Below are 26,965 nucleotides of genomic sequence, written 5' to 3' on the forward strand. Positions count from 1 at the left end.
TGAGCAGTGCCGGGATCTCGACCAGCACGGTTCAGAACTCATAGTCGACGCTGGCAGTGAGGGTGCGCCCGGCGCCCGGAATGCCGTAGCGCTGGAAGCCATCGAGGGACGCGCCGACCTGGCTGTAATAGAACGTGTTGAACACGTTGTTGAGGTTGAGGTTGACCGTGGTGTCCTTGTTCACCTTGTATTGCGCGGCCAGGTTGCTCAGCCAGTAGCCGGGGGCTTTTTCGTGGTCGCGGGTGTAGATCGCGTAGACCCCGGACGGGCCGTTGGCGTAGCTGCTGTTGTTGTTCAACCCGCCGACGTATTTGTTGTCGGTGTAGCGGCGCCGGCCCACGTATTGCTCGCCGTAGCTGAGGCTCAGGGCGTCGGTGACGGCGTAGGTGGTCCACAGGTTGGCGGTCAGGTCCGGGACGTTCTTGGCTTCGGCGCCTTTGTTGATGCCTTTGGTCTGGGTGCTCTTGAGGGCCGAGAAACCGCTGTAGGCGGTCCAGCGCGGGGTGATATTGCCTTGCAAGCCCAACTCGATGCCGTCGACGCGCTTGGCGGGCAGGGCGCGTACCGGGGCGGATTCGCCGTCCTGGTATTCCCAGGCGTTGTCCAGTTCGGTGCGGAAGATCGCCGCCGTAACGTTGAGCATGTCATGGGCGATGTCCCACTTGGTGCCCAGTTCATAGGTCTTGGATTTGGCCGGGCTGTAACGACGGGTGCTGGCCGCGCCGTAGATCTGGTTGTTGGTGGACGCGCCCAGCGCCGAGGGCTGCGCCGCCTCGCTGTAGGACACATAGATGCTGCCGTTGGGCAACGGCTTGAACACGGCGCCAACCCGACCGCTGACGGCACCGTCGGTACTGCTGATCGTCGCCTGGCCGCGCTGGCGGGTTTCGGCGCGCCAGTTGTCGTAGCGCAACGAGCCGAGTACTTGCCACTGCTCGTTGAGGGTGAGGGTGTCGCCCAGGTAGAGACCGGCGTTGTCGATCACCGAGCGCGGGTCGCCTTCGCCTTTGGTCACGTAGGTGCTGGCGAAGCTGTGGCTGGGGTCGTGCATATCAAACAGCATGTTGCCTGCCGGCACTTCGGCGTTGCGTTTCAGGCCGCCGTAGGTCTCGTGATAGAACTCCAGGCCGCTGACCACCGCGTGCTGCAGGCTGCCGGTGGTGAGGTTGAAATTGAAGTCGGTCTGGTTGTCCAGGATGGTGTAGCGCTTGGACAAACCAAAGTCGCTGCCGCGCAGGATGCCGTAGGCGGTGTTGCTGTTGTTTACGTAGTCGGTGTAGGCATTCACCGTGCTGCCCGGCACTTGGCTGATCGGGCCTACGCCGGTGTAGCCCAAAGTCGCACAGCGGGTGCCGGTGCAGGTCTTCTGGCCGCTGGCGTTGGCGGCGAAGAAGCGCGCCGGCGAGAGCACGGCGAAGTTGTCGCTGCGTTCCCAGCGCGTCTGGTTGCGCAGGTTGGCGTCGTTCCAGGCGAAGTCATGCTCAAAGCGCGCCGTGAGCGAGGTGGTTTTGTTCTCTTGGGTGTAGAGGTGGGAGTCGCCGTACCAGTTGAAGCGTTTCACGCCCGGCATGCGGTCGCCGTTGGTGCCGCGCTGGATCGGCACACCGCCGTCCGGGGTGTTGGTGTCTTTCTGGTAGAAGGTGTCGATGAACAACCGCGTGTCGGTGCCCAGGCCGAAGCCGAACGAGGTGGCAATGCCCCAGCGGTCGTAGTCCACATCGTCGCGTTCGGCCACCTGGTTGTAGTGCTTCATCAGGTTGATGCGCACGGCGGTGGTGTCGTTCAGCTGTTTATTCAGGTCGGCAGTGAGGCGGCGGTAGCTGTCGGTGCCGATCCCGGCCGAGACTTTGTTGGCATCGCCCAGATGCGCTTCCTTGCTGACCAGGTTGACGCTGCCGCCCACGGCCGAGACCCCGGACTCGATGGAACCGGTGCCCTTGAACACTTCGGCCTGCTGCAAGTTGAAGGTGTCGGTGCGCGTGGACATGCCGGCATCGCGCACACCGTCGACGGTCAGGCTCTGCTCGGAAGAAAAACCGCGGATCGAAAACAGATCGCCCCAGCCCAGGTTGCCCTCGCCGGACATAAAGGTAATGCCCGGGACATTGCGCAACACTTCCTGCAAGGTCTGCGCGTTCTGCTCCTTGAGCACCTGTTGCGGCACGATGGTCACGCTTTGCGGTGTGTCCAGCAGCGGTTGGCTGATTTTGGCCGAGGTGACGCGGTCCACCTTGAAGGTGGAAGTGGCTTCGCCGTCGATCTTGATTTCCGGCAGGCTCAACACCGAATCGCTGGACGTGGCGGTTGGGGCGCCAGCCAGGGCCACCGGTGCGACGCTGCCGGCAGCCAGCAAACCGAACATCGGTGCCAGGGTGGTGTGCCGCGTGTGGCGGTGAGGCGTGGGCAATGATAGGGGCAATGACATGGTAGCGTCCGAGTCTAAATTACAATTACTCTCATTTAGGTTCGGTAGTCTAAAGAGCGATTCCTCCTGCCATACCCCAGGTTTGTATCGCTGATGCGTGATTAGGGTTTCCCACAACATTCCATTACATTTGCCTGCGCTGCCGGCTGAACTTTCGGCTATTTGCTGCGTTTCATCGTTTTTCGGATTGACTGCCCATGGCCAAGCAAGACCACCTGCTGATCGTTGACGACGACCCGCAAATCCGCCAACTGCTCTGCGACTACCTGAGCGACGCCGGCTTCCAGGTGTCCACCGCCGCCGACGGCAAGGAAATGCGCCGCCGCCTGGCGCTGAATGTGATCGACCTGATCGTGCTCGACCTGATGCTGCCCGGCGAAGACGGCCTGAGCCTTTGCCGCGAACTGCGGGTGAACTCCAACACGCCGGTGGTGATGCTCACCGCCAAGGGCTCGTTGATCGATCGTATCGTCGGCCTGGAAATCGGCGCCGACGATTACTTGCCCAAACCCTTCGACCCACGTGAGTTGCTGGTGCGGATAAAAGTGGTGCTGCGCCGGGTACAGAGCTTTCCTGACCGCGCCCGCCTGGATGAAGCGCCGAGCATTCGTTTCGCCGGCTGGCAACTCGACACGCGGGCGCGGCAATTACTGTCGCCGCAGGGCGTGGTGGTCAGCCTGGGCAACTCGGATTACCGCGTGTTGCGCCTGCTGTTGCAGCACCCCAACCGCCCGTTGAACCGCGACTTTCTGCTCAACCATGTGTTCGACAAGGACAGCACGCCGTTCGACCGCTCCATCGATGTGTGCGTCAGCCGCCTGCGCTCGCAATTGCCGGCAGGGTTGATCAAGACCGTGCGCAACGAGGGCTACATGCTCACCGCCGATGACGTGGTGTTGGAGTCGTGAGACTGCTGCCGCGTTCGCTGTTCGGCCGGCTGGTGCTGATCCTCGTCAGCGGCATGCTCGCCGCGCAGGCCCTGACCAGCAGCATCTGGTACGACCGACGCCATGGGCAGGTGCTGGAAATCCCGGCGCGGTTGATCGCCACGCGCCTGGCGGACGTGGTGCGCCTGGTGCACAGCGATCCGCAGCAAGCGGATGTGCTGATCAAGCTGCTCGACACGCCAAACTTCCGCCTGAGCCTCAGCGATCAAGCCAGCAACACCCCGAGCACCCTGCATGACAGTGACCGGCCCACCGAGCGATTGATCAAGAAGGTGCTGTCGGAAAAAACCGGTTACGCCCAGACCCTGATCCTGTTGCGCCTGTCGCTGGTCGATGGCGACGGGCAGACCGCCGGCCTGTCGACCTTGCTCGGTTCCCAACCGGTGGTGGGACAATTTTTGATCGACCTGCGCCTGCCCGACGGGCGCTGGTTGCAGGTGGATGCCAGTGAAGAGCAGGGCTGGACCAGTACCTCGCCGCTGGACCTGCTGTTCGATTACGTGATGCGCATCTACCTGTTGCGGGTGCTGGTGTTGGTGGTGATCGCGCTGGTCGCGGTACGCCTGGCGATTCGCCCGCTCAACACCCTGGCCAAGGCCGCCGAGGCATTGGGCCGGGATATCCAGCGCCCGCCGCTGTCGGTGGACGGTCCCACTGAGGTCCGCCGCGCCGCCCAGGCATTTAATGCGATGCAACAGCGGCTGATCGCCAACATCGCCGAACGCACGCGTTTCCTTGCGGCGATTTCCCACGATTTGCGTTCACCGATCACACGACTGCGCCTGCGCACCGAGATGCTTGAGGACAATCGCACCAAGGAGCGTTTTCGCAGCGATCTGGAAGAAATGGAGCACATGGTGTCCAGCACGCTGGATTTTGTCAGCAGCGGCGAAATCAACGAGACGCGGCAGAACATCGATATCAACGCCTTGCTGCAAAGCCTGCAGGCGGACTTGCAAGACGTTGGCGAGCAGGTGGTGATCGAAGGCCGGGCGAAGCAGCCATTGCCGGGGTATGCCCGCAGCCTTAAACGTTGCGTGCAGAATCTGCTGGAGAACGCTGTGCGTTATGGCCGTGATGTGGTGGTGCGGGTCGAGGACCAGGCGGACAGCTTGAAGATCGTCATCAGTGACCGTGGCCCCGGGATTCCCCAGGAACAGTTGGAGCGGGTAATGGAGCCGTTCTATCGCGTGGAAGGTTCACGCAATGCCGAGACCGGCGGGTATGGCCTGGGATTGAGCATTGCCCACAGCATCGCCAAGGCGCATGGCGGGCGTTTGGCGTTGCGCAACCGGGACGGCGGAGGGCTTGAGGTGGAACTGGTGTTTCAACGCAAATCCTGAATGTGGAACGCAACTGAATGTGGGAGGGGGCTTGCCCCCGATTGCTGGCTGTCAGGCACTGAATAGGAGACTGGTATACCGCTATCGGGGGCAAGCCCCCTCCCACATTTAAATCTTCAGCGTGGCTTTACGCCCCGTGGCACTTCTTGAATTTCTTCTCGCTGCCGCACGGGCAAGGATCGTTGCGGCCCACGTCCTTCAGGGCATTGCGCACCGGCTCCTGGTGAGCGTGGCCGCAGTTCGGGCCGTGGACATGGCCGTGGTCGTGATCATGGTGATCGTGATCATGGTTGCAGTCAGGACCATGGACATGGGGTTGCTGAGTCATCGATGTCGCTCCGGAATAAAATCGCCGGGGATTATCTCGCCATTGTGATTCACCTGCACGTCATAACCGATGAATAATCCGGTTTTCAGCTCGCCTTCGAGGCGATAGGGCACGGGGCGGTCGGGTTTTTTCAGCATCTGCACCACATCGCGGATCTGCGGCCAGAGGTTGGTGCGCACCGACACCTTGAAAAAGGCATGGCCGCGCGGCGGCACGGTAAGCCATTCGTTGGACTCGCCTTCGGCCAGCACAAAGTCATCCAGCGTCACTTTGTAGATCAGGCCGCGCACGGTCAGGTCGGCGTCGTCGCGATTGTCCACGCGAAAGTACAGCTTGAATTTCTGCTCCAGCAGCTTGGCTCGCACCACTTCGACCTTCACCAGGGAGATGTGGGGCGGCGGCGCGTCGTCCTCGAACCACGACGCGCAGCCGGTCAGGCCAAGGGTTAACGCCAGCATCAAGCTGTAGATTCGGAGCATGGCGTGAGTCCTGTGATGGCTAGAGATAGCTGGAACAACACTTCTTGAATTTTTGCCCGCTGCCGCACAGGCAGGCATCGTTACGTCCGGTCTTCACTTCCACGGTCGGGTCGATGAAGTACCAGCGCCCGTCATTCTGTACGAAAGAAGACTGCTCGCGGTGACTATGTTCGCCGGTGCTGTCATGCCAGCGCGCGGTGAAGGTCACGAACGCGTGTTCCGGCTGGCCGCCGAATACCTCGGAGCTTTCCACTTCAAGGCCGAGCCAGGTGCTCTGGGCGCTCCACGCGGCGATGGCGGCACGGTCCAGGCCGGGCTGTTGCGCGGGCAGCGTGGTGGCAACCAGATAGTCCACCAGGCCCAGTACGTAGGCGCTGTAGCGCGAGCGCATCAACGCGGTCGCGCAGGGCGCGGGGTGCCCGGCGTGATAATGGCCGCAGCAGGCATCCAGCAGGTTGCCACTGCCGCAGGGGCAAATGGATGTACTCATCGGGTTACCACCAATACTTTCCGAAGTTTTCCGGGTTGGCCCAGAAGCGGGCGTTGAGCCAGTCCGGTACCTGTTTATAGTCAAGCAGATCATAGGTAAACAGCGTCAGAACCTGTTCGTCACGCTGGAAACGCTCGCCGGCCTGCAGGGCCAGGGAGAAGAAGTCGGTGTCCTTCCAGTCGCAGGCCCCCAGGTCAACCAGCACCGCAATGCGGCTGGCGTTGAGGTTGCGGATACCGCCCAGCAGGGTCAGGCCTTGCGGTTTTGACAGGTGCTCCAGGCAATCCACCACCAGCGCCAGGTCAAAACGCTGCGCGGCCAGCTCCGCCGGCAGTGGGCCGGGTGGGGCAACAGCAACCTGGGTGCCGGGGTGTGCTGCTTGAAAAGCCTCCAGCGCCGGGAACTGGCTGGCGCCCAACAGCAACAGGCGTTTGGGCTGGTGCAGGTCGAGCAAGGCGGCCAGGGCCTGCTGGGGTGTACGGTCAGAAATACCGGCGGTCATCAGAGATCCTCACATCAGGACCGTAGAGACTAGCGCGGCTGAGCGTGCGGGCCTAGAGCGGGCGGTGGCTAAAAGTCCTACGAGGGCGACGATCCTCAATGAATACGGGGGCGCGGCGTAGTGGCGCAGATGAAAAGAGCCGTCTTTACTCCACTCATCGGCCCCCGCCGATCCCCTCAGGAGAAATCAGATGAGCATCATGCGGACAGCTCTACCCTTGGTTCTGCTAACCGGAGTATTGACAGGTTGCGCAGGTTTGCAAAAAACCGACTGGCCCACCTGCGCCGCCGTTGGCGGTGTGACCGGTGCGGCGATCGGTGCCACTGAAAGCTCGGCCTATGCAGGCTATGGCGCGTTGTTGATCGGCGGTATGGCCGGCGCTTATTGCTGGGTGCATGGCGACGGTGACGAAGATGGCGATGGCGTGCCGGACAGCCGCGACAAGTGCCCGGGCACGCCAAAAGGTGTGCAGGTGGATGCCAATGGTTGCCCGCCCGCACCGCCACCGGCCGTGGTTGAGGAAGTGGTCGTGGTCAAGGAGGAAACCATCGTGATCCGTGACGTGCACTTCCAGTTCGACTCGGCGAAGTTGACGGCGGCGGATACCGCCAAGCTCGACACCGTCGCCACCCGCCTGAAACAGGAAGCCCCAGGCGCCCAGTTGCGGGTCAGTGGCCACACCGACAGCGTCGGCAAAGAGGCCTACAATCAGAAACTCTCGGAAAAACGCGCGCATTCGGTGGTCGAGTACCTGATCAAGTCCGGCGTGCCGCGCAGCAGTTTTGTATCGGTGACCGGTGCAGGCGAGAGCCATCCGGTAGCCGACAACAAAACCGCTGAAGGCCGTGCCTTGAACCGTCGTACGGAAATCCAGATCAACCGCTGACGGCCCTTGCCCCTGTGGGATACACAGGGGCATTGCTGCCAATCCTCCCCCTTTATTAACTTTTTTGATCCTTCACTGGCAAAGCGCCTGCGGAAGTCGTTACTGTGCGTCCAAAGAAAAACTAGAAATATTTTTTGAAAAAATTCAGGGGAGCTCCATGATGCGTAAGGTTTTTCTGTTGGCCCTGTTGGTCAGCCCCGTTGCCCTGGCCCAGAGCGTCAGTGTTGAACCCAACTCGTTGATGCGCCTGCCCAACAGCACCAGCGTGTTGCAATTGGAGCGCCTGGAGGTGGCGGACTATGGCACCTTGCTGATTCCCGCCAACATCAGCCAGGTCTCCGTGGATGAGCTGCACCTGGGCCGCGACGCCCGTATCACCATTGTGCCCGGCAACACCGCTTTGCAATTGCAGGTGCGCCATGCGCAATTGGACCACGGTAGCCAGATCACCTCCCGCGGCGCTCCCGGCACCCACGAAAAACCGGCCAAGGCCGGGCGTGACCTGACCTTGCGTATCAACTCCCTGGCGGCAGAAGAACTCTCGGTGGACGCCCGTGGCGGTGCCGGCGCCCAGGGTTATGCCGGGCTGGATGGCGCCAACGGCGAAGACCCAGGGTGCACCTGGGGCTCGGCCGGTCGCGGTGCCAACGGGGATAACGGCGGTGATGGCTTGCCTGGCGCGTCGGGCGCGCAGGTGCGCGTCGAGTTGCCCCAGGACTTTCCGGCCGAGCATATAAAGGTCTGGGTCGATGGCGGTCCCGGTGGATTGGCTGGCACGGCGGGCAAGCCGGGCAAGGGCGGCCAGTCCAAAGGCTGCCTGGTGTACCGCGCCGATGGCGGCGAGAAAGGCCGTCCAGGCTTGGAAGGGCAGCCGGGGCCGGCTGGGCCTGCGGGGACTGTGACCATCCAGCGGCTTTGAATTGCCTGCTCTGACGCCATCGGGGCAAGCCCCCTCCCACAATTGGACTGCATTCCAACTGTGGGAGGGGGCTTGCCCCCGATAGCGGACTAAAGCCTGCCTCAGAACATCGGCCGAGCCGAAGCAATCGCCACCACCACCAACCCCACAATCAGGTTAATGCCCACCAATCGGCGAATCTGCCCCAGCACCGCCGCACCCGCCGGCCAATCCTCAGCCGCCACTGCCTTGCGCAACTCCGGGAACTTCAGCGCCTGGATGCGGATAAACAGCGCCGTCATCACCAGATACAAGCCCATCATCACCTGCACATAACGCGGTGCCGTCTCAAACCCGTTGAAGCGCAAGTGCAGCAGGCCAATGCCGCTGATCGGCAAAACCGCCACGGCGATCCACACCCATACGAAAAAACGTTGAAACACATTTGCCCATAATTTGAGCCGGGCAGGGCCTTCAAGTGCCGCCACAGCGGCGGGGCGCAGGATCATCCAGGCGAAAAACATACCGCCGACCCATACCAGGGCGGCCAATACATGCAGGGTGTAAGCGAGGCTAAACGCGGTCATTGTGGTACTCCGTTCTGCGCGGGATTCATTAGCGGGGTATGATAGCCGCCGATCCGAACCACTGAAAATTTATCCAGCGTTTTTTGCGCCCGACTATCCATGATCAGCACTGAACTCAAAACCACGATCCAGGGTGCCTATTCGCGTTTTCTCGAAGCCAAGAGCTTGAAACCGCGCTATGGCCAACGCCTGATGATCGCCGAAGTGGCCAAGGTCCTCGGGGATATCGACACCGACGACGAAGGCCGCCGCGAGGGTGAGCCCGCGGTCGTGGCCGTCGAGGCCGGCACCGGTACCGGCAAGACCGTGGCCTACAGCCTGGCCGCGATCCCGACCGCCAAGGCCGCCGGCAAGCGCCTGGTGATCGCCACCGCCACCGTCGCCCTGCAGGAGCAGATCGTCTACAAGGACCTGCCCGACCTGATGCGCAACAGTGGCCTGAGCTTCACCTTCGCCCTGGCCAAGGGCCGTGGCCGCTACATGTGCCTGTCCAAGCTCGATGTGCTGTTGCAGGAAGGTCACGCGCAAACCGCCACCGCCCAGCTGTTCGAAGAAGAAGGCTTCAAGATCGAAGTCGATGAGGCCAGCCAGAAGCTGTTTACCAGCATGATCGAGAAACTGGCCGGCAATAAATGGGACGGTGACCGCGACAGCTGGCCCACCGCCCTGGAGGATTCCGACTGGGCGCGCCTGACCACCGACCACAGCCAGTGCACCAACCGCCATTGCCCCAACTTCGGCCAGTGCGCCTTCTACAAGGCTCGCGAAGGCATGGGCAAGGTCGATGTGATCGTCACCAACCACGACATGGTGCTGGCCGACCTGGCCCTGGGCGGCGGTGCGGTGTTGCCGGACCCGCGCGACACCCTCTATGTGTTTGACGAAGGCCACCACCTGCCCGACAAGGCCATCGGCCATTTCGCCCATTACACGCGCCTGCGCTCCACCGCCGACTGGCTCGAAACCACCGCGAAGAACCTCACCAAACTGCTGGCCCAGCACCCGCTTCCGGGCGACCTGGGCAAGCTGATCGAACAGGTGCCGGAGCTGGCGCGCGAGATCAAGACCCAGCAGCAATTCATGTTCAGTGCCTGCGAGCAGGTGGCCGACTTCAAGCCCGGTGAAGATGTGGAGGGGCGTGAGCGTCCCCGCCATCGTTTTGTCGGTGGGCTGATCCCCGAGCACATGCGCGAAATGGGCATCGAGCTGAAGAAAGGCTTTTCACGCCTGACCGATCTGTTCACCCGTCTTACGGATTTGCTCAAGGAAGGCATGGACGGCGAGGTCAATATCGGCATCGCCAGCAACCAGGCCGAGGAATGGTACCCGCTGTTCGGCAGCCTGCTGTCCCGTTCCCAGGGCAACTGGGAGCTGTGGACCGCCTTCACCGTCGAAGACCCGGAAGACAACCCGCCTATGGCGCGCTGGCTGACCCTGTCGGAAAGCGGTGCGCTGTTCGATATCGAGGTCAACGCCAGCCCGATCCTGGCCGCCGAAATGCTGCGCCGCAACCTGTGGAACGTGGCCTATGGCTGCCTGGTGACCTCCGCCACGCTGACCGCGCTAGGCACCTTCGACCGCTTCCGCATGCGCGCCGGCCTGCCGAAAAAAGCCGTCACCGCCGTGGTGCCGAGCCCGTTCCATCACGCCGATGCGGGCGTGCTGCGGGTGCCGGACCTCAAGGCCGACCCACGGGACGCAGCGGCCCACACCGCCGCGATCATCCGCGACCTGCCGGAGCTGGTCGAAGGCTCGCGCGGAACGCTGGTGCTGTTCTCGTCACGCAAACAGATGCAGGACGTGTTCGACGGTCTCGACCGTGATTGGCGCAAGCAAGTGTTTATCCAGGGCAATCTGTCCAAGCAGGAGACCCTGAACAAACACAAGGCGCGTGTAGACGGCGGCGACTCCAGCGTGCTGTTCGGCCTGGCCAGCTTCGCCGAAGGGGTGGACTTGCCGGGTGCCTATTGCGAACACGTGGTGATTGCCAAGATCCCGTTCTCGGTGCCGGACGATCCGGTCGAGGCGGCTTTGGCCGAGTGGATCGAGGCGCGGGGCGGTAATCCGTTCATGGAGATCTCGGTGCCGGATGCTTCCTTGAAGCTGGTCCAGGCCTGCGGTCGCCTGCTGCGTACCGAAGAGGACCGGGGCACCATCACCTTGCTTGATCGGCGTCTGGTCACCCAACGCTATGGCAAGGCTATCCTGAATGCCTTGCCGCCTTTCAGGCGCGAAATTTCTTAAGCCACGGTGGGCGGTTTCGCCCACTTCGTGGTCTATCTCACTGTATTTCATCAGGCCATTCATCGGCCGTCTGGGAGAACCTTGTTCGTATGATTCGCACGCTGCCCGCTCTTTTTGCCTTGCTGCTCGCCGCGCCCTTGATGGCTGCCCCTGCGGGGCAACAGACTTTGTTCAACTTCGTCCGGCCTGCCGATGTGGTCAAGGTGGCGACCCAGGACGCCAGCCTGCCGCAATACAACGCCGAACAAACCCCCGAAGGCGAAGTGCTGCGCCGCATCACGTTCAACCCGGCCGCCGAACCGAGCCTGGTGCTGAGCCCGCAGGCCGGCATCTGGGACTGGTCCCGGTCGGGTGCCATGAGCCTGCGCATCCAGAGTGCGATGGACTGGGCGTTGACCCTCTACGTCAAGGTGCAGAGCGCGGATGGCAAGACCCTGGTCAGCCGCATCGACCTGCCCGCCGGCCCGGCTCAGACCTTGCTGGTTCCGCTGCACGCCAATTCGCCGCTGAGCCAGGGCATGAAGGCCGGCCCACCGATGCCGATCACCGTGGACGGCCAGCGTGTGTTGCTGGCCAGTAGCGCCGGCGAGATCGACCGCAGCCAGGTGGTTTCGGTGACGCTGTCGATGCTCAAACCCAACGCCGCCCAGAGCATCCTGCTGGAGCGCTTTGGCGTGCAGGACAGCGAGCCGGTGCTGAAGGCGGCCTACAGCGAGCTGGTGGATGCCTATGGTCAATCCACCCGTGCGCGGTGGCCGGAAAAAGTCAGCAGCGACGAACAACTCAAAGCCGCTGCCGCCAAGGAGCAACAGCAGCTCCAGGCTTGGCTGGCCACGCGGGATAAATCCGCGCTGGACCAATACGGTGGCTGGAACAAAGGCCCGGCATTCGACGCCAGCGGGTTTTTCCGTACCGAGAAGCGCGACGGGCGCTGGTACCTGGTGACACCGCAAGGGCATCCGTTCTACTCCCTGGGCGTCAACACCGTGGCCCCGGACAACAGCCAGACCTATGTGGCCGGCCGTGAATGGATGTTCGCCGCGCTGCCCAAGGGCGGCGAACCCTTCGACAAGTATTACGGCAGCGGCGACAACCGCACCGGCAATGGCGCGGGGGAAGGCCGTGGCTTCGGTGCCGGGCGTTGGTATGACTTTTACGGCGCCAACTTGCAGCGTACCTATGGCGGTGACGGCTTCGACCAGAAACGTTGGGTCACTCACACCCTCGATCGCTTGCAGGCCTGGGGTTTCAACACTGTCGGCAACTGGAGCGACGAGAGCCTGGCCACTGCCGGCCGGGTTCCCTACACCTTGCCGCTGTCGATCGTCGGCGATTACGCCAGCATCAGCACCGGCACCGACTGGTGGGGCGGCATGCCCGACCCGTTCGACCCGCGCTTCGCCATGGCCACCGAGCGCGCCGTGGCGATTGCCGCCCGTGACCACCGCGATGACCCGTGGTTGATCGGCTTTTTTGCCGACAACGAGTTGGCCTGGGCCGGCCCTGGCGATGATCCGAAATCCCGCTACGCCTTGGCGTACGGCACGTTGCGCATGACCACCGACGTACCGGCCAAGCGCGCGTTCCTCAAGCAACTGCGCGACAAGTACCGCAACGAAGAAGGTTTGTCGAAAGCCTGGGGTATCGAATTGAAGGGCTGGGAGCTGATGGAGGACCCGGGTTTCGAACCGCCGATGCCGAATCCCGAGCATCCGGAAGTCGAGGCGGACTTCAAATACTTCCAGAAGACCTTCGCCGATGCCTACTTCAAGACCATTTCCGACTCGTTGAAATGGCACGCGCCCCATCAACTGCTGCTGGGCGGCCGTTATGCGGTCAGCACGCCGGAAGCCGTGGCCTCCTGCGCGCAATACTGCGATGTGTTGAGTTTCAACATGTACACCCTCAAGCCTCAGGACGGCTACGACTTCGCCGCGTTGCGGGCGTTGGACAAGCCGGTGCTGATCACCGAATTCAACTTCGGCTCGGCCGACCGCGGGCCGTTCTGGGGCGGCGTGACGCAGTTGGCCAGGGAAGAAGATCGTGGCGCGGCGTATGGCAACTTCCTCAAGCAGGCCATGGCCGAGCCGTCGATTGTCGGCGTGCATTGGTTCCAGTACCTGGACCAGCCGGTGACCGGGCGTCTGCTGGACGGTGAAAACGGTCACTTTGGCCTGGTCGGTATCACCGACGTACCGTTCCAGGGTTTTGTGGAGAGTGTGCGCAAAAGCAACCTGGCGGCGGTCGACCAACTGGGCAAGGAAGCGCAAAAGGCCAAGGCGGCAGGCGCCACGCGTGAAAGCGAAGGTGGCAGGGCCGGGCATGAAGGCAAAGGCCCGGGGCAGGGCGCCGGGCATGCAGGCGGTCACTCCGGGAATGGACATTGATTGAACGCTGACGGGTTCACAAAACCCACCAGGGCTGGAACAATGTCGGCCACTTTTTTCGATGTTTTCCGAGGGCGCTCAGGTGCAGATCCAGGGTCATTACGAACTTCAGTTCGAAGCGGTACGTGAAGCGTTCGCCGCGTTGTTCGATGACCCGCAGGAGCGTGGTGCCGGGCTCTGCATCCAGATCGGCGGCGAAACGGTCGTCGACCTGTGGGCCGGCACCGCCGACAAGGACGGCGCCGAGGCCTGGCACAGCGACACCATCGTCAACCTGTTCTCCTGTACCAAGACCTTTACCGCCGTCACGGCCCTGCAATTGGTGGCCGAAGGCAAGTTGCAACTGGATGCGCCGGTCGCAAACGTCTGGCCGGAGTTTGCCGCGGCCGGGAAAGAAACCATCACCCTGCGCCAGTTGTTGTGCCATCAGGCCGGGTTGCCGGCGATCCGCGAGATGCTCCCCACCGAAGCCCTGTACGACTGGCAACTGATGGTCGACACCCTGGCGGCCGAAGCCCCGTGGTGGACGCCGGGTCAGGGCCATGGCTACGAGGCGATCACCTACGGCTGGCTCGTCGGTGAGCTACTGCGGCGTGCCGATGGGCGCGGGCCGGGAGAGTCCATCGTGGCGCGGGTCGCACGGCCATTGGGCTTGGACTTCCATGTGGGCCTGGCGGACGAAGAGTTTTATCGCGTGGCCCATATAGCGCGCAGCAAAGGCAATATGGGCGATGAAGCCGCGCAACGTTTACTGCAAGTAATGATGCGCGAACCGACGGCGATGACCACGCGTGCATTTGCCAATCCACCGTCTATTCTGACCAGCACTAATAAACCCGAATGGCGCCGTATGCAGCAGCCGGCGGCAAATGGTCACGGCAATGCGCGCAGCCTGGCGGGTTTTTATAGTGGACTGTTGGACGGTAGTTTGCTGGAGGCCGACATGCTCGAACAATTGACTCGCGAGCACAGCATCGGCCCGGATAAAACATTATTGACACAAACCCGTTTCGGCCTGGGCTGCATGTTGGATCAGCCGCAGTTGGCCAATGCCACCTTCGGCCTTGGCCCACGTGCATTCGGGCATCCGGGTGCTGGTGGTTCGGTGGGGTTTGCCGATCCTGAACATGATGTTGCGTTCGGTTTCGTGACTAATACACTCGGACCTTATGTACTTATGGACCCGCGGGCACAGAAGTTGGTCAGAATATTGGCCGGTTGTCTGTAAACCCCTTGCTGTTTCACATTTTTTTGTTACAAAGGCAACTATAAGAAGACGCTGTAGGAAAAGTTGTAACTTTATTCTTCTGCAAGCGTCTGTTTAACGGATCATCTAGGTCCCTGGTTTTTTCTCATTTTGTGGATATCTCATGTTATCGAACAAGTCCTTGGCTCTTGCGCTATGTCTCACTATTACCGGTTGCGCACAAACTCCACAAAATGATGCCGAGGGCGGGCATTGGTGGTCATTTGGATCCGATAAGGCCTCGACCAAGGACGCAGTGACCCAGGCCGACACGAAGCCGGAAGCTAAGCCAGACGCCAAGCCGGCTGCAGGCGCCAAGCCTGCCGCACCGGTAGCTGCCGCCGCCGCAGCGCCAGCTTCGGCTCCAGCTCCCGCCGCCAAGGCGGACACCGGTTCCAGCTGGTGGCCGTTTTCCTCCAAGAGCGCCGATGAGAAGGCGGCCGATGCGAAGGCCGACCTGAAAGCCGACCTGAAGGCCGCTGATCCAGCCCCAGCAGTCGCCAAGACCGACACCGAAACCCACTGGTGGTGGCCGTTCGAAAGCAAACCCAAGCCATTGGCCAAGGTCGACGTGACCAACGTGCCGATGCCCGACCCGAAAATCACCCAAGCCTGGCTGGACGACTATGAGCCGCGTCTGCGCGCGGCTATCAAGGACAGCAACCTGCAACTCGAGCGTCGCGACAACGTGCTCGTGGTGATTGCCCCGGTTGATGGTTCCTACAACCCGAAACGCCCGGCCATGCTGCTGCCGGTTACCCTCGGTCCGTTCACCCGGGTTGCCAAGGCCGTTGAAGCCGATCCGAAGACTGCCGTGCTGGTACTGGGTCACGTCGATGCCACCGGCACCGCCCCGGCCAGCCAGGCGCTGACCAAGGAGCGTGCACAGTCCATCGCCTCGATCTTCAGCCTCAGCGGTTTGAAGCAGGACCGCCTGATGCTGCGCGGCATGGGCGACCTGATGCCACGTGCCGCCAACGACAGCAGCCAGGGCCGCGCCTTGAACCGTCGCATGGAAATCATGTTCACCCAGCGCACTACCATGCTGGCGCTGCTGAGCAAGTATCAGTCGGGCAAAACCCCGCCTGTCGCCGAAATGGTGGCGGTGCAGGACGTTCCCGCCCCGGCTCCAGCCGCCAAGGCACCGGCCAAGAAGGCTTCGACCGTCAAGAAAGCGGCTGCCAAGCCAGCGGCCAAGAAAGCCCCGGCCAAGCCAGCGGCGAAAAAAGCGGCACCCGCCAAAGCCAAGGCTGCTGCACCGGCAAACGACCAGGCGAAAAACTGATCCGCTGAAACAGAAGGATAAAGCCGCATGACCCAGGCACTGGCCGATATGCGCCGTGACTACACACGGGATGGCTTGAGCGAGGCCCAGGCCCCGAGCGAGCCGTTTGCCTTGTTTCACCAGTGGTTTGCCGACGCGGTGAAAACCGAGCAGCCACCGGTGGAGGCCAATGCCATGACCTTGGCCACGGTCGACCAGGACGGTCGCCCGCACTGCCGCATCCTGTTGCTCAAGGGCCTGGATGCGCAGGGCTTTACCTTCTTCACCAATTATCAGAGCGCCAAGGGCCAACAGCTTGCGGCGCGGCCGTTTGCAGCCATGACGTTTTTCTGGCCGACCCTGGAGCGCCAAGTGCGCATTGAGGGTCGGGTGGTGAAGGTCACGCCTGAAGAGTCGGATGCTTATTATCAGGTTCGTCCCTTGGGCAGCCGCCTGGGAGCCTGGGCGTCTCCGCAAAGCCAGGTCATCCGTGACCGGGAAGAGCTGCAGGACCTGCTCAAGGCTACCGAGCAGCGTTTCAGCGATACCCAGCCTGACTGCCCGGAGCACTGGGGTGGTTATCGCCTGTTACCCGAGCGCATCGAGTTCTGGCAAGGCCGCGCCAGCCGCTTGCATGACCGTCTGAATTATCGCCTGCAAGGGGCCGACTGGACCCGCGAACGCCTGGCACCCTGAGCTGCACCTTTCGTCACTCCGCTTGAATGATGCCTGTCACCCCGACGTCTCTATTGAAGAGGCTTCGGGCGTGTACTGCTGCGCCGCGTTCTTCAGCCAGTGAGGCAAGTGGGACCGTTTGATCTTCAAGCGGCGAGCCTTCTCCAGCTGTTGCAGCATGAAGGTGCGCTTGTGCAGGTCATTACCCGCCAGCGACAGGGCCAGGTCACGGTCTATCCAACGCCGGATGCGCAGGTACAACCAGGCATGGAAATACAGTCCCGCAAGGGTTGTGACTACAATGATGAAGTAATCCATGAAAATCCCGGTTGAGAGAACAGCGCTACCGTTCGTCTGTTTTTCTGGTGTGGGCAGTCTGTACTAAGGCTGAATGAAAGCAATTTTCTGCGGTGCTTGCCGTGACAGGCGTCAAGCTGCAGCGTTTAATGACCACCTGTCCTTTGGAGTTGATGCTATGCGTAAGTCTGTTTTACTGGTTGCCTGCTTTACCACCCTATCGTTGCTGCTGGGTGGCTGCGCCTCGAGTCTGACCGGCGACTCGTACTCCCGTGACGAGGCGCGTCGTGTCCAGACCGTGCGCATGGGGACCATCGAATCCCTGCGTCCGGTGAAAATCGAAGGCACCAAGACCCCAATCGGCGGCGCTGCCGGCGCCGTTATCGGCGGTGTTGGCGGCAGTGCCATCGGCGGTGGCCGTGGCAGTATCGTGACTGCGGTGATCGGCGCTGTTGCTGGCGGCCTGCTGGGTTCGGCCACCGAAGAAGGCCTGACCCGTACCCAAGGTGTGGAAATCACCGTGCGCGAAGACGACGGCAGCATGCGTGCCTACGTGCAGGCCGTGCAGGAGAATGAAATCTTCCGCATCGGCGACCGCGTACGCATCATGACCGTTGACGGTACCAGCCGCGTTACTCGCTAACCGTCGGTTGTAGAAACACAAAACCCCAACCGGGTGACTGGTTGGGGTTTTTGGTTTTCGAGGCTGTCAAATTCAAACCTGAGGTACGGCCTTTTTACGACTCGCCATTGCCGTCACCGCATACCCGATACACGCCGCCAGTATCGACCCGGTCAAAATCCCCATCCGGTCTTCCCCGGCAAACTCACTGGCCCCCGGTACGAATGCCAGGGAGCCAACAAACAGGCTCATGGTAAAGCCGATACCGCACAGGATCGCCACGCCAAATACCTGGCCCCAGTTCGCGCCGGTGGGCAGGGCGGCCAGGCCGGTCTTGATGGCCAGCCAGGTAAGGCCGAACACACCGATGGTCTTGCCGATCAGCAGGCCCGCTGCGATGCCCATGGGCACATGGTGGGTGAAGCTTTCCAGGCTCACGCCGGTCAAGGACACGCCGGCGTTGGCAAAGGCGAACAGCGGCAGGATGCCGTAGGCCACCCAGGGGTGCAGGGCATGTTCCAGCGTGAGCAGCGGCGAGGGCTCGGCGTTTTTGGTGCGCATGGGGATGCAGAACGCCAATGTCACACCGGCCAGCGTTGCGTGCACACCACTCTTTAGGACGCACACCCACAGGATCAGCCCGACGATCAGGTACGGCCCGAGCTTGATCACGCCCAGGCGGTTCATCGCGATCAACGCAATCAGGCAGGCGCCCGCACCCGCCAGGGCGGCACCGGAGAGATCGGCAGAATAGAACACGGCGATCACGATGATCGCGCCGAGGTCGTCAATGATCGCCAGGGTCATCAGGAACAGTTTCAGCGACACCGGCACGCGTTTGCCCAGCAAGGCCAGTACGCCGAGGGCGAAGGCAATGTCGGTGGCCATGGGAATCGCCCAACCGGAAAGCGCGGTGGGGTAGTCCTTGTTGATCGCCCAGTAGATCAGCGCCGGCACCACCATGCCGCCGATGGCCGCGGCGCCAGGCAGCACCACTTGCGAGGGCTTGGACAGGTGGCCGTCGAGCAACTCGCGCTTGACCTCCAGGCCGATCAGCAGGAAGAACAGAGCCATCAGGCCATCATTGATCCACAGCAGGGCGGGCTTGGCGATTTTCAGCGCGCCGATCTGCGCCACCACCGGCACATCGAGAAACGCGCTGTACAGGTGCGACAACGGTGAATTGTTGATGATCAGCGCCAAGGCCGCAGCCGCGATCAACAACAGACCGCTGGCGGCTTCCAGCTGGAAGAAACGGGTGAAAGTGCTACGCAGAGGCAAGGGATGCTCTCCAATCCAGGTTCAATAGGTGGGTACCCTAACCCGTACCGTTAGTTGTTAAAACAAAAGTTATATTCTTATTTGTTATAAGAGGCTGGCTGGGGTGATGTTGCCGCCAAGCCTAGCAATTGTGTGTCTGATTGAGTCGGTACTGTATCTGTGTGGCGTGTAGGAAACCCCCTAAAATCAGGGCTGACACCTTCAGAGAAACTCTCCATGAGCGACCACCGTCCCTGGGCCCGCGAAGCCATTCGTATCATTGAAGCAGACTTCCAGCGTAGTGCCGATACGCACCTGATTCCCTTGCCGTTACCAGGATTGCCGGGTATCGAGTTGTACTTCAAGGACGAGTCCAGCCATCCCACCGGCAGCCTGAAGCATCGGCTGGCACGCTCGTTGTTCCTGTACGCATTGTGTAATGGCTGGCTCAAGCCTGGTGCGCCGGTGATCGAAGCATCCAGTGGCTCGACGGCGATTTCCGAAGCCTACTTTGCGCGTCTGCTGGGTTTGCCGTTTATTGCGGTAATGCCAGCCACCACGTCCCAGGAAAAAATCGCACAGATTGCCTTCTACGGCGGCAAGAGCCACCTGGTACAGGATCCCACGCAGATCTACGCCGAATCCGAACGCCTGGCGCGGGAAAGCGGTGGTCATTTCATGGACCAGTTCACCTACGCCGAACGTGCCACCGACTGGCGGGCGAACAACAACATTGCCGAGTCGATCTTCCAGCAGATGCGTTTCGAGCAGCATCCGGAGCCGAGCTGGTTGATCTCCAGCCCCGGCACCGGCGGCACCACCGCTACGCTCGGTCGTTATGTGCGTTATCGCCAGCATTGTACCCGCGTGTTGTGTGCCGATGCGCAGCGTTCGGTGTTCTTTGATTTCTACCAGAGTGGTGATGCCAGCTTGCGCCTGGACTGCGGTTCGCGGATTGAAGGCATTGGCCGACCACGGGTCGAGGCATCGTTTTTGCCCAAGGTCATCGATGCGATGGTCAAGGTGCCGGATGCCCTGTCGCTGGCGGCCATGCATTACCTGGCCGACCGGCTGGGGCGGCGGGTCGGAGGTTCCAGCGGGACGAATCTGATTGGCGCACTGGTCGCGGCGCAACAGATGAAAGCGGCAGGGGAGTCCGGCTCGATCGTGGCGATCTTGTGCGACGGGGGGGAGCGGTATGCCACAACCTATTACGACCAGGCCTGGCTGGCGGGGCAGGGCTATGCGTTGGACGGTTTGATTACTGCTGTTGCGGACAGTGTCGAGCGGGGCGAGCCATTGCCGGACAGCATCCTGCGGGCAAACATTTAACCTTGTAGGAGCCCGGCTTGCCGGCGATGGCGATCTTGAAGACGCTATCGCCGGCAGGGCAATGCGTCAGGCTTCCAGGCCCAACATATCCCGCGCCAACGCTTCGGCAATCCGAATCCCATCCACGCCCGCCGATAGAATCCCTCCGGCGTAACCAGCGCCTTCACCAGCCGGGAACAGCCCTTTCACGTTCAAGCTCTGCATCGATTCGTTACGGGTGATCCGCAACGGTGATGAGGTGCGCGTCTCGATACCCGTCAACACCGCGTCGTGCAGCGAGTAGCCCTTGATCTGCTTCTCGAACGCCGGCAACGCTTCACGGATCGCTTCGATGGCGAAGTCGGGCAAGGCCAGGGCCAAATCGCCAAGAGACACGCCAGGTTTGTAGGAGGGCTCCACGCTACCAATCGCGGTGGACGGCTTGCCAGCGATGAAATCACCTACCAGTTGTGCGGGAGCCTCGTAGTTGCTGCCACCGAGGACATAGGCGTGGGACTCCAGGCGTTCCTGCAACTCGATACCGGCCAGCGGGCCGCCTGGGTAGTCCACCTCTGGGGTGATGCCGACCACGATGCCGGAGTTGGCGTTGCGCTCGTTGCGCGAGTACTGGCTCATGCCGTTGGTGACCACGCGGTTCGGCTCGGAAGTCGCCGCCACCACGGTGCCGCCCGGGCACATGCAGAAGCTGTACACCGAGCGGCCGTTCTTGGCGTGGTGCACCAGCTTGTAGTCGGCGGCGCCGAGTTTCGGGTGCCCGGCGTATTTGCCCAGGCGCGCGGCGTCGATCAGCGACTGCGGATGTTCGATACGGAAACCCACCGAGAACGGCTTGGCTTCCATGTACACGCCACGGGAGTGGAGCATGCGGAAGGTGTCACGGGCGCTGTGGCCCAAGGCCAGGATCACATGTTTGGACAGGATCTGTTCGCCGCCATCGATGACCACCCCATTCAACTGGCCGTCTTCGATCAGCACATCGGTCACCCGCTGCTCGAAGCGCACTTCACCGCCCAGGGCGATGATCTGCTCGCGCATGTTTTCCACCACGCCGGTCAGGCGGAACGTGCCGATGTGCGGTTTACTGACGTAGAGGATTTCTTCCGGCGCACCGGCCTTGACGAACTCGTGCAGCACTTTGCGGCCGTGGAATTTCGGGTCCTTGATCTGGCTGTACAGCTTGCCGTCGGAAAAGGTCCCGGCGCCGCCTTCACCGAACTGCACGTTGGACTCGGGGTTGAGCACGCTTTTGCGCCACAGGCCCCAAGTGTCCTTGGTGCGCTGGCGCACTTCCTTGCCACGCTCGAGGATGATCGGCTTGAAGCCCATCTGCGCCAGCAGCAGCCCGGCGAAGATCCCGCACGGGCCAAAGCCGACGACGATCGGGCGTTCGGTCAGGCCTTGCGGTGCCTGGCCTACGACCTTATAGCTGACATCCGGCGCCGGGTTGACGTTGCGGTCATCGGCGAATTTGAGCAGCAGGGCGGCTTCACCCTTTACGTTCAGATCGATGGTGTAGATGAAGCACAGTTCCGACGACTTCTTGCGCGCATCGTAGCTGCGTTTGAACAGGGTGAAATCGAGCAGGTCATCACTGGCGATGCCCAGGCGCTGCACGATGGCAGGCCGCAGGTCTTCTTCGGGATGGTCGATGGGCAGCTTGAGTTCGGTGATTCGTAACATGACGGGATCCGGTAGGCGGCGGGCAGAGAGGCCGGCTGTTTTGCAAACCGGCGATTATAAGCCCCAATGACCGTTTCCCGTCATGTTAAAACAGCATGGCGTCGCGTCAGTCGTCGCGCGAGCCGCCGAACGATGCGCAACCGCGCTGGACCTGGCCATTGACGCGCAACTCGGCGGTCATGTGTTGCAAACTGCCGCTGACCGGGTCGACACAACGCTGCGGCGCCACCCACAATTCCACGTGCTGATTGTTGGCCTCGGTCATCAGGTTAAAGCGACCGTCACCGATTTGCTCTTCCACATAGGGCACCGCCAGTGGTGGCTGGCCTTCGCGTTCCAGCACCAGGCCCTTGGCGGTCACGTTCATCACCCAGGTCGGCTTGTGGCCGTTGGCGCGCAGGATCATGCGCTTGAAGTCCGGGTCGCCGCAGGCCGAGGTCGAGCGCTCGACGCGGTAGAGTTGTTGCAGGTCGACGCTGCCCTCGGTGCCGCTGGCAACCCCGGAGAACTTGCCGCGCAGGTCGGCAAACAACGCGCCTTGCTGGCCGGCCAGTGAGGCCGCTTCCTGCAGGATGCTGGTGCCGCCGGTGTCATTGACCACGTAATTGCGTTTGTCGTTGCACGGCTGGAACAGCAGTTTGCCGCCGACTGCGGTGAGTTCACCTTGCATGCGCGTCAGCCCGGCGAGCGACGGCTTGGCAGGATCACTCTCGAACATCTGGCAGGCAGCGAACAAGGGAAGCAGGGCAAACAGGAACAGGGTAGGGGCGGCACGCATTATCGGGTCTCCAGGCAAGTGCCGCCACGTTACTCAGGCCGGCGCCGCATCACAAGCCCGTGACAGGGTTTGAACCATCGGCCCGGAACGGATGGGAAAAATAGCACTGTCGATTGGACGTTTCCTACACTTGGATTTGGAGAGGTGTGAGAGCGTCGAGCTCTTTTGAGTGAGAGCCGCAATGAATATCAAATGGTGTATCTGCGTGCTCATGCTCTGGGCAAATGCAGCTTTTTCAGACGAGCCCGCCCAGCTTTCCTACTCGTCAGCCACTGATTTCACGCATATTTCGGTGATACTCAAGGGCGCCGGGAACCCTGCGCCGGGTTATGTTGAAGTGAATGTTTCACTGAGCCCAGAGGCGACAGCAAGGACAAAATCCATCACGTTGCTGGCCTACCTAAAGTACGTAACATTTTATGTAGACGGGTATCAGTTAAGTACCGTCAGGGTTCACAGCCAATCGGGCGGGGCGTTCAGATTTATAGCCCCGCGTGCGCTGGTGGTTGGGTGGATGTCTCAGTTATCACCTGAGACAGTTGCCGCTCAACCGACGATGTAAGTCTGCCCGGTCTGCAAACCCTCGACACTCTTCGCGTAGGCCAACGCCACGTCAGCACCTGCCGCGGGTTTGAAACCACGAAAATACGGTGCATAGCTGCCCATGGCTTCCACCAGCACTGTCGGGCTGACAGCATTTACGCGCAGGCCTCGTGGCAGCTCGATGGCGGCCGCTCTGACGAAGGCATCGATGGCGCCATTGACCAACGCAGCCGAGGCGCCGGTGCGGATCGGGTCGCGGTTGAGGATGCCGCTGGTGAAGGTGAACGAGGCACCATCGTTGGCGAACTCACGGCCGATCAGCAGCAGATTGACCTGGCCCATCAGCTTGTCACGCAAGCCCAGCTCGAAATCGCTCTCGCTCATTTCGCCCAATGCCACGAAGTTCACGCTGCCTGCTGCGCAGACCAGGGCGTCGAATTTGCCAGTCTGTTCGAACAGCTTGCGGATCGACGCGCTGTCGCTGATATCCACCTGGAAGTCACCGCTGCTGCGGCCGATGCTGATCACTTCGTGACGCTGAGCCAGTTCCGCCTTGACCGCCGAGCCGACGGTGCCGCTGGCGCCAATCAATAGGATTTTCATGGTGCTGTTCCTCCGGGAGTAAGTGAAGGCTCAGTCTAGAGTGGCTTTTTTGCTGGATAAACGCGCTAATAGGCAACCTTTGGTTTTCTTTTGGAAACAATCCATGAGCGAGATGGATGACTTGGCAGCCTTTGCCGTGCTGATCGAAGCCGGCAGTTTTACCGTCGCCGCCGAGCAACTGGGCTGTAGCAAAGGGCAATTGTCCAAGCGTATCAGCCAGCTGGAAGCGCGGTTCTCTGTGGTGTTGCTGCACCGCACCACGCGCAAGCTCAGCCTGACCGCAGCCGGTGCGGCCTTGTTGCCCCAGGCCCAGGCCCTGGTGGTGCAGGTGGATCGTGCCCGTCAGGCATTGGCCCGGCTCAAGGACGATCTTGCCGGACCAGTGCGCATGACGGTGCCAGTGTCCTTGGGGGAAACCTTTTTTGATGGGCTGCTGCTGGAGTTTTCCAAGCAATACCCGCAGGTGCAAATTGAGCTGGAGCTCAATAACAGCTATCGAGACCTGGCGCGAGATGGGTTCGACCTGGGGGTACGCTCAGGTTCCATTGAGAGCGAGCGCCTGGTGGTCAAGCCGTTGCTGGCCTGGCGTGAGATGACCTGTGCCAGCCCGGCCTATCTTGAGAAACACGGCGAACCTGAGACGCCGGCCGACCTGGGCAACCATGCTTGCCTGCTCAACAGCCACTACAGCGGCCGTGAAGAGTGGTTGTACCACCAGCAGCACGAATTACTGCGGGTACGCGTCAGCGGCACCTTTGCCTCCAACCACTACAACCTGCTGAAAAAGGCTGCGCTGGTGGGAGCGGGCATTGCACGGCTGCCGTCCTACGTGTTGCCGACGGAATTGGCGGATGGCCGATTGCGTTGGCTCCTGCGCGATTATCAGACGCGCAGCATGCCGATGTACCTGGCGCATCCCTATCAGGGTGGCTTGCCGCGTCGTACCCAGGTATTGGCCGACTACCTGGTGGATTGGTTCAAGCGCAGCGGCGAGGCGCTGGACCGGCTTTAGGCGTAGCGTCGGGCGATCAGGTGATCGATGGACAGGCGTCCTGGCCCTTTGGCCACCAGCAGCAACAGCAGCGCGATCCAGGTGCCATGGGTTGGGTAGGCGTCCGGGTAGACGAACAGCTGAATCACCAGGGTCATGCCGATCAGGGCCAAGGCCGAAAAGCGCGTGGCGAAGCCTACGAGGATCAGCAACGGGAAAAAATGCTCGGCAAATGCAGCCATATGCGCCGCCATTTCCGGCGACAACAACGGCACGTGGTACTCGCTGCGAAACAGCGGCAATGTCGAGGCTGCCAGTTTCGGTTCGCCGAATTGGAAGGTGCCGCTGATCAAATCAACGGCAAAGCCTTCAACTTTGGTTTGCCCGGATTTCCAGAACACGGCGGCAATGGAAAAGCGCGCGACAAAGGCGATCAGGCTGTAGGGGATTTGTTCGAAAAGCGCGATGAGCCTTTTGATCAGGCCTGAGGGGCGAGTGTTCATGGCGATACCTTTTGTTCCAGGTGCAAATGAGTGAGGGTGTTATGGCTGATCAGCAGCGTCAGGCATTGGTGCAGGTCGAATTCGGTGGATGCTTCAAGCGCATGCTCCACGGCTGTTCCCAATGCGTTGCCATGCGCCAGGCTGTTGATGAACGCCACTGAGCCAGGGTCTATGGCAAATACCTTGACCTCCAGCCCCTGGCGCAGCACCAGCGCCCCCTGGGGATGCCAGGGGTTCAGGGTGGCCAGGCCGCCCTCGGTCTGGTGTACGGCCCACACTGCCACCACCGCGTAGGGCGAATTGAGCGTGGCCAGCGACGGCTGCAGTTGCAGGCGCAGGGTGCCCAGGTCTGCTTGACCCTGCAGCGCCAGGAGCACGGCCTGCTGATCCAGCGCCTGGCAATCGGCGGCGTGATAGGCACGGACGCGCAAGCGCTCCAGCCGGGCGATGTCCGCCAGATAGGGCACGCTTTGCGCGGGTTCAAAGCCTTGGATGAACTCGGCGAGCGCGCCACCGTACTCGCTCATCACCGGGCTGGTAGGCGGGTGCGCCTGCACATACAGGCTGGCCATGGCACGGAAAAACGCCTCGCCCACCAATTGCAGTGTGACCGGGTAAGCTGCCGCCAATGCGTTGATCAACGAGCTGTGCACATTGTTGCGATACACCGCGAAACGGCTGGCCGGGTCGGCACCATTGATGCTGAACAGGCCATCGGGGCAGGCTTGTTCCGGTGCCAGCAAGGCTGCAGCGAAGTCGTCCTGAAGGCTCATGGGCTCACCTGCGCCAGATACCTTTCGGCCTGTTGAGCCTCGGCCAGCAGTACGCTGAATGCCGGCAGTTGGTTGTCACGTTCGATCAGGGTTGGCACCGGGCCGACTTGAGCCAGTACTTTTTCGTACAGCTGCCACACGGCGTTATCGATCGGCGCCCCGTGGTCGTCGATCAGCAAGCGATCACCAAGGCTGTCAGTGTCTTCAGCAAATCCAGCCAGGTGAATCTCACTGACAGCGTGCAACGGCAGGGCGTCGAGGTAGGACTGGGGGTCGCGTTGATGGTTGATGCAGGACACGTAGACGTTGTTCACGTCCAATAACAAGCCACAGCCGGTACGACGGATGATTTCGCTGATGAAGTCCGTCTCGTCGAGGGTGGAGCGTTGGAATTGCAGGTAGGTCGATGGGTTCTCCAGCAGCATCGGCCGCTTGAGGGTGCTCTGTACCTGGTCGATGTGTTCGCACACCCGTTGCAGGGTAGCGCTGTCGTAGGCCAGGGGCAGCAGGTCATTGAGGAACACCGGGCCGTGGCTCGACCAGGCCAGGTGTTCGGAAAAAGAGTGGGGTTGATAGCGTTCGATCAGCGTGCTCAATCGCGCCAGGTGCGCCCGATCCAGCCGGCCTTCGCCGCCGATGGACAGGCCCACGCCGTGCAATGACAGCGGGTACTGTTCGCGGATCAACCCCAGGTAATGATGAAACGGGCCGCCGGCCACCATGTAGTTTTCGGCGTGCACTTCAAAAAAACCGATATCGGGTGAGGTCTCGAGCACTTCAATGAAGTGCTCATGCTTGAGCCCCAGTCCTGCCCGGCCGGGAAGGCCGGGCGCCTGAGCCTGGGAGACGGCTGGCAGGGATGAAAGAGTCATCATCAGTACT

27 protein-coding genes are annotated in these 26,965 nt (G+C 61.6%); 13 read left to right on the top strand and 14 right to left on the bottom strand.

The genetic code is table 11. The features are described 5' to 3' along the window. Window positions 1-31: 31 nt before the first annotated feature. On the bottom strand, window positions 32-2,425 hold the full coding sequence (locus BFN10_RS05630; protein ID WP_071488831.1) for a TonB-dependent receptor: 2,394 nt from the start codon (window positions 2,423-2,425) through the stop codon (window positions 32-34). 197 nt (window positions 2,426-2,622) lie between these two features. Between BFN10_RS05630 and BFN10_RS05635 the strand changes: the two genes are divergently transcribed. After that, a complete protein-coding gene (locus tag BFN10_RS05635; RefSeq protein WP_058425253.1) occupies window positions 2,623-3,333 on the top strand; it encodes a response regulator in 711 nt (236 codons plus the stop codon). Next, entirely contained in the window at window positions 3,330-4,715 is a 1,386-nt protein-coding gene (locus BFN10_RS05640; RefSeq protein WP_071488832.1) for an ATP-binding protein, read from the top strand. Before BFN10_RS05635 ends, BFN10_RS05640 begins: the two co-directional genes overlap by 4 nt. 127 nt (window positions 4,716-4,842) lie before the next feature. Here the strand turns inward: BFN10_RS05640 and BFN10_RS05645 are convergent, their stop codons facing one another. The 4 genes from BFN10_RS05645 to BFN10_RS05660 are packed head-to-tail and all read right to left on the bottom strand — an operon-like array spanning window position 4,843 to window position 6,514. Then, a complete protein-coding gene (locus BFN10_RS05645) occupies window positions 4,843-5,043 on the bottom strand; it encodes an SEC-C metal-binding domain-containing protein (RefSeq protein ID WP_003189235.1) in 201 nt (66 codons plus the stop codon). Continuing rightward, entirely contained in the window at window positions 5,040-5,522 is a 483-nt protein-coding gene (locus BFN10_RS05650) for an LEA/WHy family protein (protein WP_071488833.1), read from the bottom strand. Before BFN10_RS05650 ends, BFN10_RS05645 begins: the two co-directional genes overlap by 4 nt. A 19-nt stretch (window positions 5,523-5,541) precedes the next feature. Continuing rightward, window positions 5,542-6,012, bottom strand: a complete 471-nt coding sequence (locus BFN10_RS05655) for a YchJ family protein (protein WP_058425250.1) — start codon at window positions 6,010-6,012, stop codon at window positions 5,542-5,544. 4 nt (window positions 6,013-6,016) lie between these two features. After that, window positions 6,017-6,514 carry a DUF6231 family protein gene (locus BFN10_RS05660; protein WP_071488834.1) on the bottom strand — a complete coding sequence of 166 codons (498 nt, stop codon included), beginning with the start codon at window positions 6,512-6,514 and terminating at the stop codon, window positions 6,017-6,019. Window positions 6,515-6,704: 190 nt separating this feature from the next. On the opposite strand from BFN10_RS05660, the gene BFN10_RS05665 reads away from it, so the two are divergent. Together BFN10_RS05665 and BFN10_RS05670 are read left to right on the top strand one after the other, a co-directional pair. Continuing rightward, on the top strand, window positions 6,705-7,400 hold the full coding sequence (locus BFN10_RS05665) for a PA1041 family peptidoglycan-binding anchor lipoprotein (protein ID WP_071488835.1): 696 nt from the start codon (window positions 6,705-6,707) through the stop codon (window positions 7,398-7,400). Window positions 7,401-7,560: 160 nt separating this feature from the next. Continuing rightward, window positions 7,561-8,319 carry a collagen-like triple helix repeat-containing protein gene (locus BFN10_RS05670; protein ID WP_071489101.1) on the top strand — a complete coding sequence of 253 codons (759 nt, stop codon included), beginning with the start codon at window positions 7,561-7,563 and terminating at the stop codon, window positions 8,317-8,319. A gap of 101 nt (window positions 8,320-8,420) precedes the next feature. Here BFN10_RS05670 and BFN10_RS05675 read toward each other — a convergent pair whose 3' ends face one another. Beyond that, window positions 8,421-8,885 carry a CopD family protein gene (locus tag BFN10_RS05675; protein WP_071488836.1) on the bottom strand — a complete coding sequence of 155 codons (465 nt, stop codon included), beginning with the start codon at window positions 8,883-8,885 and terminating at the stop codon, window positions 8,421-8,423. A gap of 99 nt (window positions 8,886-8,984) precedes the next feature. Between BFN10_RS05675 and dinG the strand changes: the two genes are divergently transcribed. The 5 genes from dinG to pdxH all read left to right on the top strand — a co-directional run bounded on the left by dinG (window position 8,985) and on the right by pdxH (window position 16,722). Then, window positions 8,985-11,129, top strand: coding sequence for an ATP-dependent DNA helicase DinG (dinG, locus tag BFN10_RS05680; protein ID WP_071488837.1), 2,145 nt, complete (start codon window positions 8,985-8,987; stop codon window positions 11,127-11,129). Window positions 11,130-11,218: 89 nt separating this feature from the next. Further along, window positions 11,219-13,516: a beta-galactosidase gene (locus tag BFN10_RS05685; protein WP_071488838.1), complete on the top strand. Its 2,298-nt coding sequence runs from the start codon at window positions 11,219-11,221 to the stop codon at window positions 13,514-13,516. A gap of 82 nt (window positions 13,517-13,598) precedes the next feature. Next, window positions 13,599-14,744: a serine hydrolase domain-containing protein gene (locus BFN10_RS05690; protein ID WP_071489102.1), complete on the top strand. Its 1,146-nt coding sequence runs from the start codon at window positions 13,599-13,601 to the stop codon at window positions 14,742-14,744. Window positions 14,745-14,886: 142 nt separating this feature from the next. Then, window positions 14,887-16,047 (top strand): OmpA family protein, encoded by a 1,161-nt coding sequence (locus BFN10_RS05695; protein WP_083351547.1) that lies wholly within the window; start codon window positions 14,887-14,889, stop codon window positions 16,045-16,047. Window positions 16,048-16,074: 27 nt separating this feature from the next. Continuing rightward, window positions 16,075-16,722 carry a pyridoxamine 5'-phosphate oxidase gene (gene pdxH, locus BFN10_RS05700; protein WP_071488840.1) on the top strand — a complete coding sequence of 216 codons (648 nt, stop codon included), beginning with the start codon at window positions 16,075-16,077 and terminating at the stop codon, window positions 16,720-16,722. A 36-nt stretch (window positions 16,723-16,758) separates the two neighbouring features. Here pdxH and BFN10_RS05705 read toward each other — a convergent pair whose 3' ends face one another. Then, complete coding sequence (locus tag BFN10_RS05705) at window positions 16,759-17,019, bottom strand: hypothetical protein (protein WP_071488841.1); 261 nt, start codon at window positions 17,017-17,019, stop codon at window positions 16,759-16,761. Between the two features lie 157 nt (window positions 17,020-17,176). On the opposite strand from BFN10_RS05705, the gene BFN10_RS05710 reads away from it, so the two are divergent. Next, window positions 17,177-17,641: an outer membrane lipoprotein gene (locus BFN10_RS05710; RefSeq protein ID WP_003189251.1), complete on the top strand. Its 465-nt coding sequence runs from the start codon at window positions 17,177-17,179 to the stop codon at window positions 17,639-17,641. 72 nt (window positions 17,642-17,713) lie between these two features. Here BFN10_RS05710 and nhaA read toward each other — a convergent pair whose 3' ends face one another. Continuing rightward, window positions 17,714-18,901: a Na+/H+ antiporter NhaA gene (gene nhaA / locus BFN10_RS05715; protein WP_071488842.1), complete on the bottom strand. Its 1,188-nt coding sequence runs from the start codon at window positions 18,899-18,901 to the stop codon at window positions 17,714-17,716. Window positions 18,902-19,117: 216 nt separating this feature from the next. On the opposite strand from nhaA, the gene BFN10_RS05720 reads away from it, so the two are divergent. After that, window positions 19,118-20,212, top strand: a complete 1,095-nt coding sequence (locus tag BFN10_RS05720; protein ID WP_071488843.1) for a PLP-dependent cysteine synthase family protein — start codon at window positions 19,118-19,120, stop codon at window positions 20,210-20,212. Between the two features lie 66 nt (window positions 20,213-20,278). On the opposite strand, the gene BFN10_RS05725 is transcribed toward BFN10_RS05720, so the two are convergent. After that, a complete protein-coding gene (locus tag BFN10_RS05725) occupies window positions 20,279-21,892 on the bottom strand; it encodes an NAD(P)/FAD-dependent oxidoreductase (RefSeq protein WP_071488844.1) in 1,614 nt (537 codons plus the stop codon). A 106-nt stretch (window positions 21,893-21,998) separates the two neighbouring features. Then, window positions 21,999-22,670, bottom strand: a complete 672-nt coding sequence (locus tag BFN10_RS05730; RefSeq protein WP_071488845.1) for a COG3650 family protein — start codon at window positions 22,668-22,670, stop codon at window positions 21,999-22,001. Between the two features lie 181 nt (window positions 22,671-22,851). Here BFN10_RS05730 and BFN10_RS05735 point away from each other — a divergent pair, with 181 nt between their 5' ends. Beyond that, window positions 22,852-23,232 (top strand): hypothetical protein, encoded by a 381-nt coding sequence (locus BFN10_RS05735; protein WP_130898097.1) that lies wholly within the window; start codon window positions 22,852-22,854, stop codon window positions 23,230-23,232. Here BFN10_RS05735 and BFN10_RS05740 read toward each other — a convergent pair. Next, window positions 23,217-23,816 carry a short chain dehydrogenase gene (locus BFN10_RS05740; RefSeq protein WP_071488846.1) on the bottom strand — a complete coding sequence of 200 codons (600 nt, stop codon included), beginning with the start codon at window positions 23,814-23,816 and terminating at the stop codon, window positions 23,217-23,219. The genes BFN10_RS05735 and BFN10_RS05740 overlap by 16 nt on opposite strands. Before the next feature lie 103 nt (window positions 23,817-23,919). On the opposite strand from BFN10_RS05740, the gene BFN10_RS05745 reads away from it, so the two are divergent. Further along, window positions 23,920-24,828 carry a LysR family transcriptional regulator gene (locus tag BFN10_RS05745; protein ID WP_071488847.1) on the top strand — a complete coding sequence of 303 codons (909 nt, stop codon included), beginning with the start codon at window positions 23,920-23,922 and terminating at the stop codon, window positions 24,826-24,828. Here BFN10_RS05745 and BFN10_RS05750 read toward each other — a convergent pair. From BFN10_RS05750 to bufB, 3 genes are read right to left on the bottom strand one after another with little or no spacing between them, the layout of a single operon-like run. Continuing rightward, window positions 24,825-25,310 carry a DoxX family protein gene (locus BFN10_RS05750; protein ID WP_071488848.1) on the bottom strand — a complete coding sequence of 162 codons (486 nt, stop codon included), beginning with the start codon at window positions 25,308-25,310 and terminating at the stop codon, window positions 24,825-24,827. The two genes, BFN10_RS05745 and BFN10_RS05750, sit on opposite strands and share 4 nt — an antisense overlap. Continuing rightward, a complete protein-coding gene (locus BFN10_RS05755) occupies window positions 25,307-26,083 on the bottom strand; it encodes an HvfC/BufC N-terminal domain-containing protein (protein ID WP_071488849.1) in 777 nt (258 codons plus the stop codon). Before BFN10_RS05755 ends, BFN10_RS05750 begins: the two co-directional genes overlap by 4 nt. Further along, window positions 26,080-26,958 carry an MNIO family bufferin maturase gene (gene bufB / locus BFN10_RS05760; RefSeq protein ID WP_071488850.1) on the bottom strand — a complete coding sequence of 293 codons (879 nt, stop codon included), beginning with the start codon at window positions 26,956-26,958 and terminating at the stop codon, window positions 26,080-26,082. The genes BFN10_RS05755 and bufB overlap by 4 nt, the downstream gene beginning before the upstream one ends. Window positions 26,959-26,965 lie beyond the last annotated feature (7 nt).

The sequence above is a fragment of the Pseudomonas extremorientalis genome, assembly GCF_001870465.1.
Taxonomy (GTDB): domain Bacteria; phylum Pseudomonadota; class Gammaproteobacteria; order Pseudomonadales; family Pseudomonadaceae; genus Aquipseudomonas; species Aquipseudomonas extremorientalis.

Excerpts from the sequence above, each read along its gene's own strand:
- BFN10_RS05665 (WP_071488835.1), top strand. The coding sequence starts at position 6,705 with ATGAGCATCATGCGGACAGCTCTACCCTTGGTTCTGCTAACCGGAGTA.
- BFN10_RS05705 (WP_071488841.1), bottom strand. The coding sequence starts at position 17,019 with ATGGATTACTTCATCATTGTAGTCACAACCCTTGCGGGACTGTATTTC.
- BFN10_RS05720 (WP_071488843.1), top strand. The coding sequence starts at position 19,118 with ATGAGCGACCACCGTCCCTGGGCCCGCGAAGCCATTCGTATCATTGAA.
- BFN10_RS05660 (WP_071488834.1), bottom strand. The coding sequence starts at position 6,514 with ATGACCGCCGGTATTTCTGACCGTACACCCCAGCAGGCCCTGGCCGCC.
- BFN10_RS05735 (WP_130898097.1), top strand. The coding sequence starts at position 22,852 with ATGAATATCAAATGGTGTATCTGCGTGCTCATGCTCTGGGCAAATGCA.
- BFN10_RS05730 (WP_071488845.1), bottom strand. The coding sequence starts at position 22,670 with ATGCGTGCCGCCCCTACCCTGTTCCTGTTTGCCCTGCTTCCCTTGTTC.
- BFN10_RS05630 (WP_071488831.1), bottom strand. The coding sequence starts at position 2,425 with ATGTCATTGCCCCTATCATTGCCCACGCCTCACCGCCACACGCGGCAC.
- BFN10_RS05725 (WP_071488844.1), bottom strand. The coding sequence starts at position 21,892 with ATGTTACGAATCACCGAACTCAAGCTGCCCATCGACCATCCCGAAGAA.
- BFN10_RS05750 (WP_071488848.1), bottom strand. The coding sequence starts at position 25,310 with ATGAACACTCGCCCCTCAGGCCTGATCAAAAGGCTCATCGCGCTTTTC.
- BFN10_RS05740 (WP_071488846.1), bottom strand. The coding sequence starts at position 23,816 with ATGAAAATCCTATTGATTGGCGCCAGCGGCACCGTCGGCTCGGCGGTC.
- bufB (WP_071488850.1), bottom strand. The coding sequence starts at position 26,958 with ATGATGACTCTTTCATCCCTGCCAGCCGTCTCCCAGGCTCAGGCGCCC.
- BFN10_RS05670 (WP_071489101.1), top strand. The coding sequence starts at position 7,561 with ATGCGTAAGGTTTTTCTGTTGGCCCTGTTGGTCAGCCCCGTTGCCCTG.
- BFN10_RS05655 (WP_058425250.1), bottom strand. The coding sequence starts at position 6,012 with ATGAGTACATCCATTTGCCCCTGCGGCAGTGGCAACCTGCTGGATGCC.
- BFN10_RS05755 (WP_071488849.1), bottom strand. The coding sequence starts at position 26,083 with ATGAGCCTTCAGGACGACTTCGCTGCAGCCTTGCTGGCACCGGAACAA.
- BFN10_RS05710 (WP_003189251.1), top strand. The coding sequence starts at position 17,177 with ATGCGTAAGTCTGTTTTACTGGTTGCCTGCTTTACCACCCTATCGTTG.
- BFN10_RS05685 (WP_071488838.1), top strand. The coding sequence starts at position 11,219 with ATGATTCGCACGCTGCCCGCTCTTTTTGCCTTGCTGCTCGCCGCGCCC.
- dinG (WP_071488837.1), top strand. The coding sequence starts at position 8,985 with ATGATCAGCACTGAACTCAAAACCACGATCCAGGGTGCCTATTCGCGT.
- BFN10_RS05645 (WP_003189235.1), bottom strand. The coding sequence starts at position 5,043 with ATGACTCAGCAACCCCATGTCCATGGTCCTGACTGCAACCATGATCAC.
- BFN10_RS05675 (WP_071488836.1), bottom strand. The coding sequence starts at position 8,885 with ATGACCGCGTTTAGCCTCGCTTACACCCTGCATGTATTGGCCGCCCTG.
- BFN10_RS05695 (WP_083351547.1), top strand. The coding sequence starts at position 14,887 with ATGTTATCGAACAAGTCCTTGGCTCTTGCGCTATGTCTCACTATTACC.
- BFN10_RS05650 (WP_071488833.1), bottom strand. The coding sequence starts at position 5,522 with ATGCTCCGAATCTACAGCTTGATGCTGGCGTTAACCCTTGGCCTGACC.
- BFN10_RS05745 (WP_071488847.1), top strand. The coding sequence starts at position 23,920 with ATGAGCGAGATGGATGACTTGGCAGCCTTTGCCGTGCTGATCGAAGCC.
- pdxH (WP_071488840.1), top strand. The coding sequence starts at position 16,075 with ATGACCCAGGCACTGGCCGATATGCGCCGTGACTACACACGGGATGGC.
- BFN10_RS05635 (WP_058425253.1), top strand. The coding sequence starts at position 2,623 with ATGGCCAAGCAAGACCACCTGCTGATCGTTGACGACGACCCGCAAATC.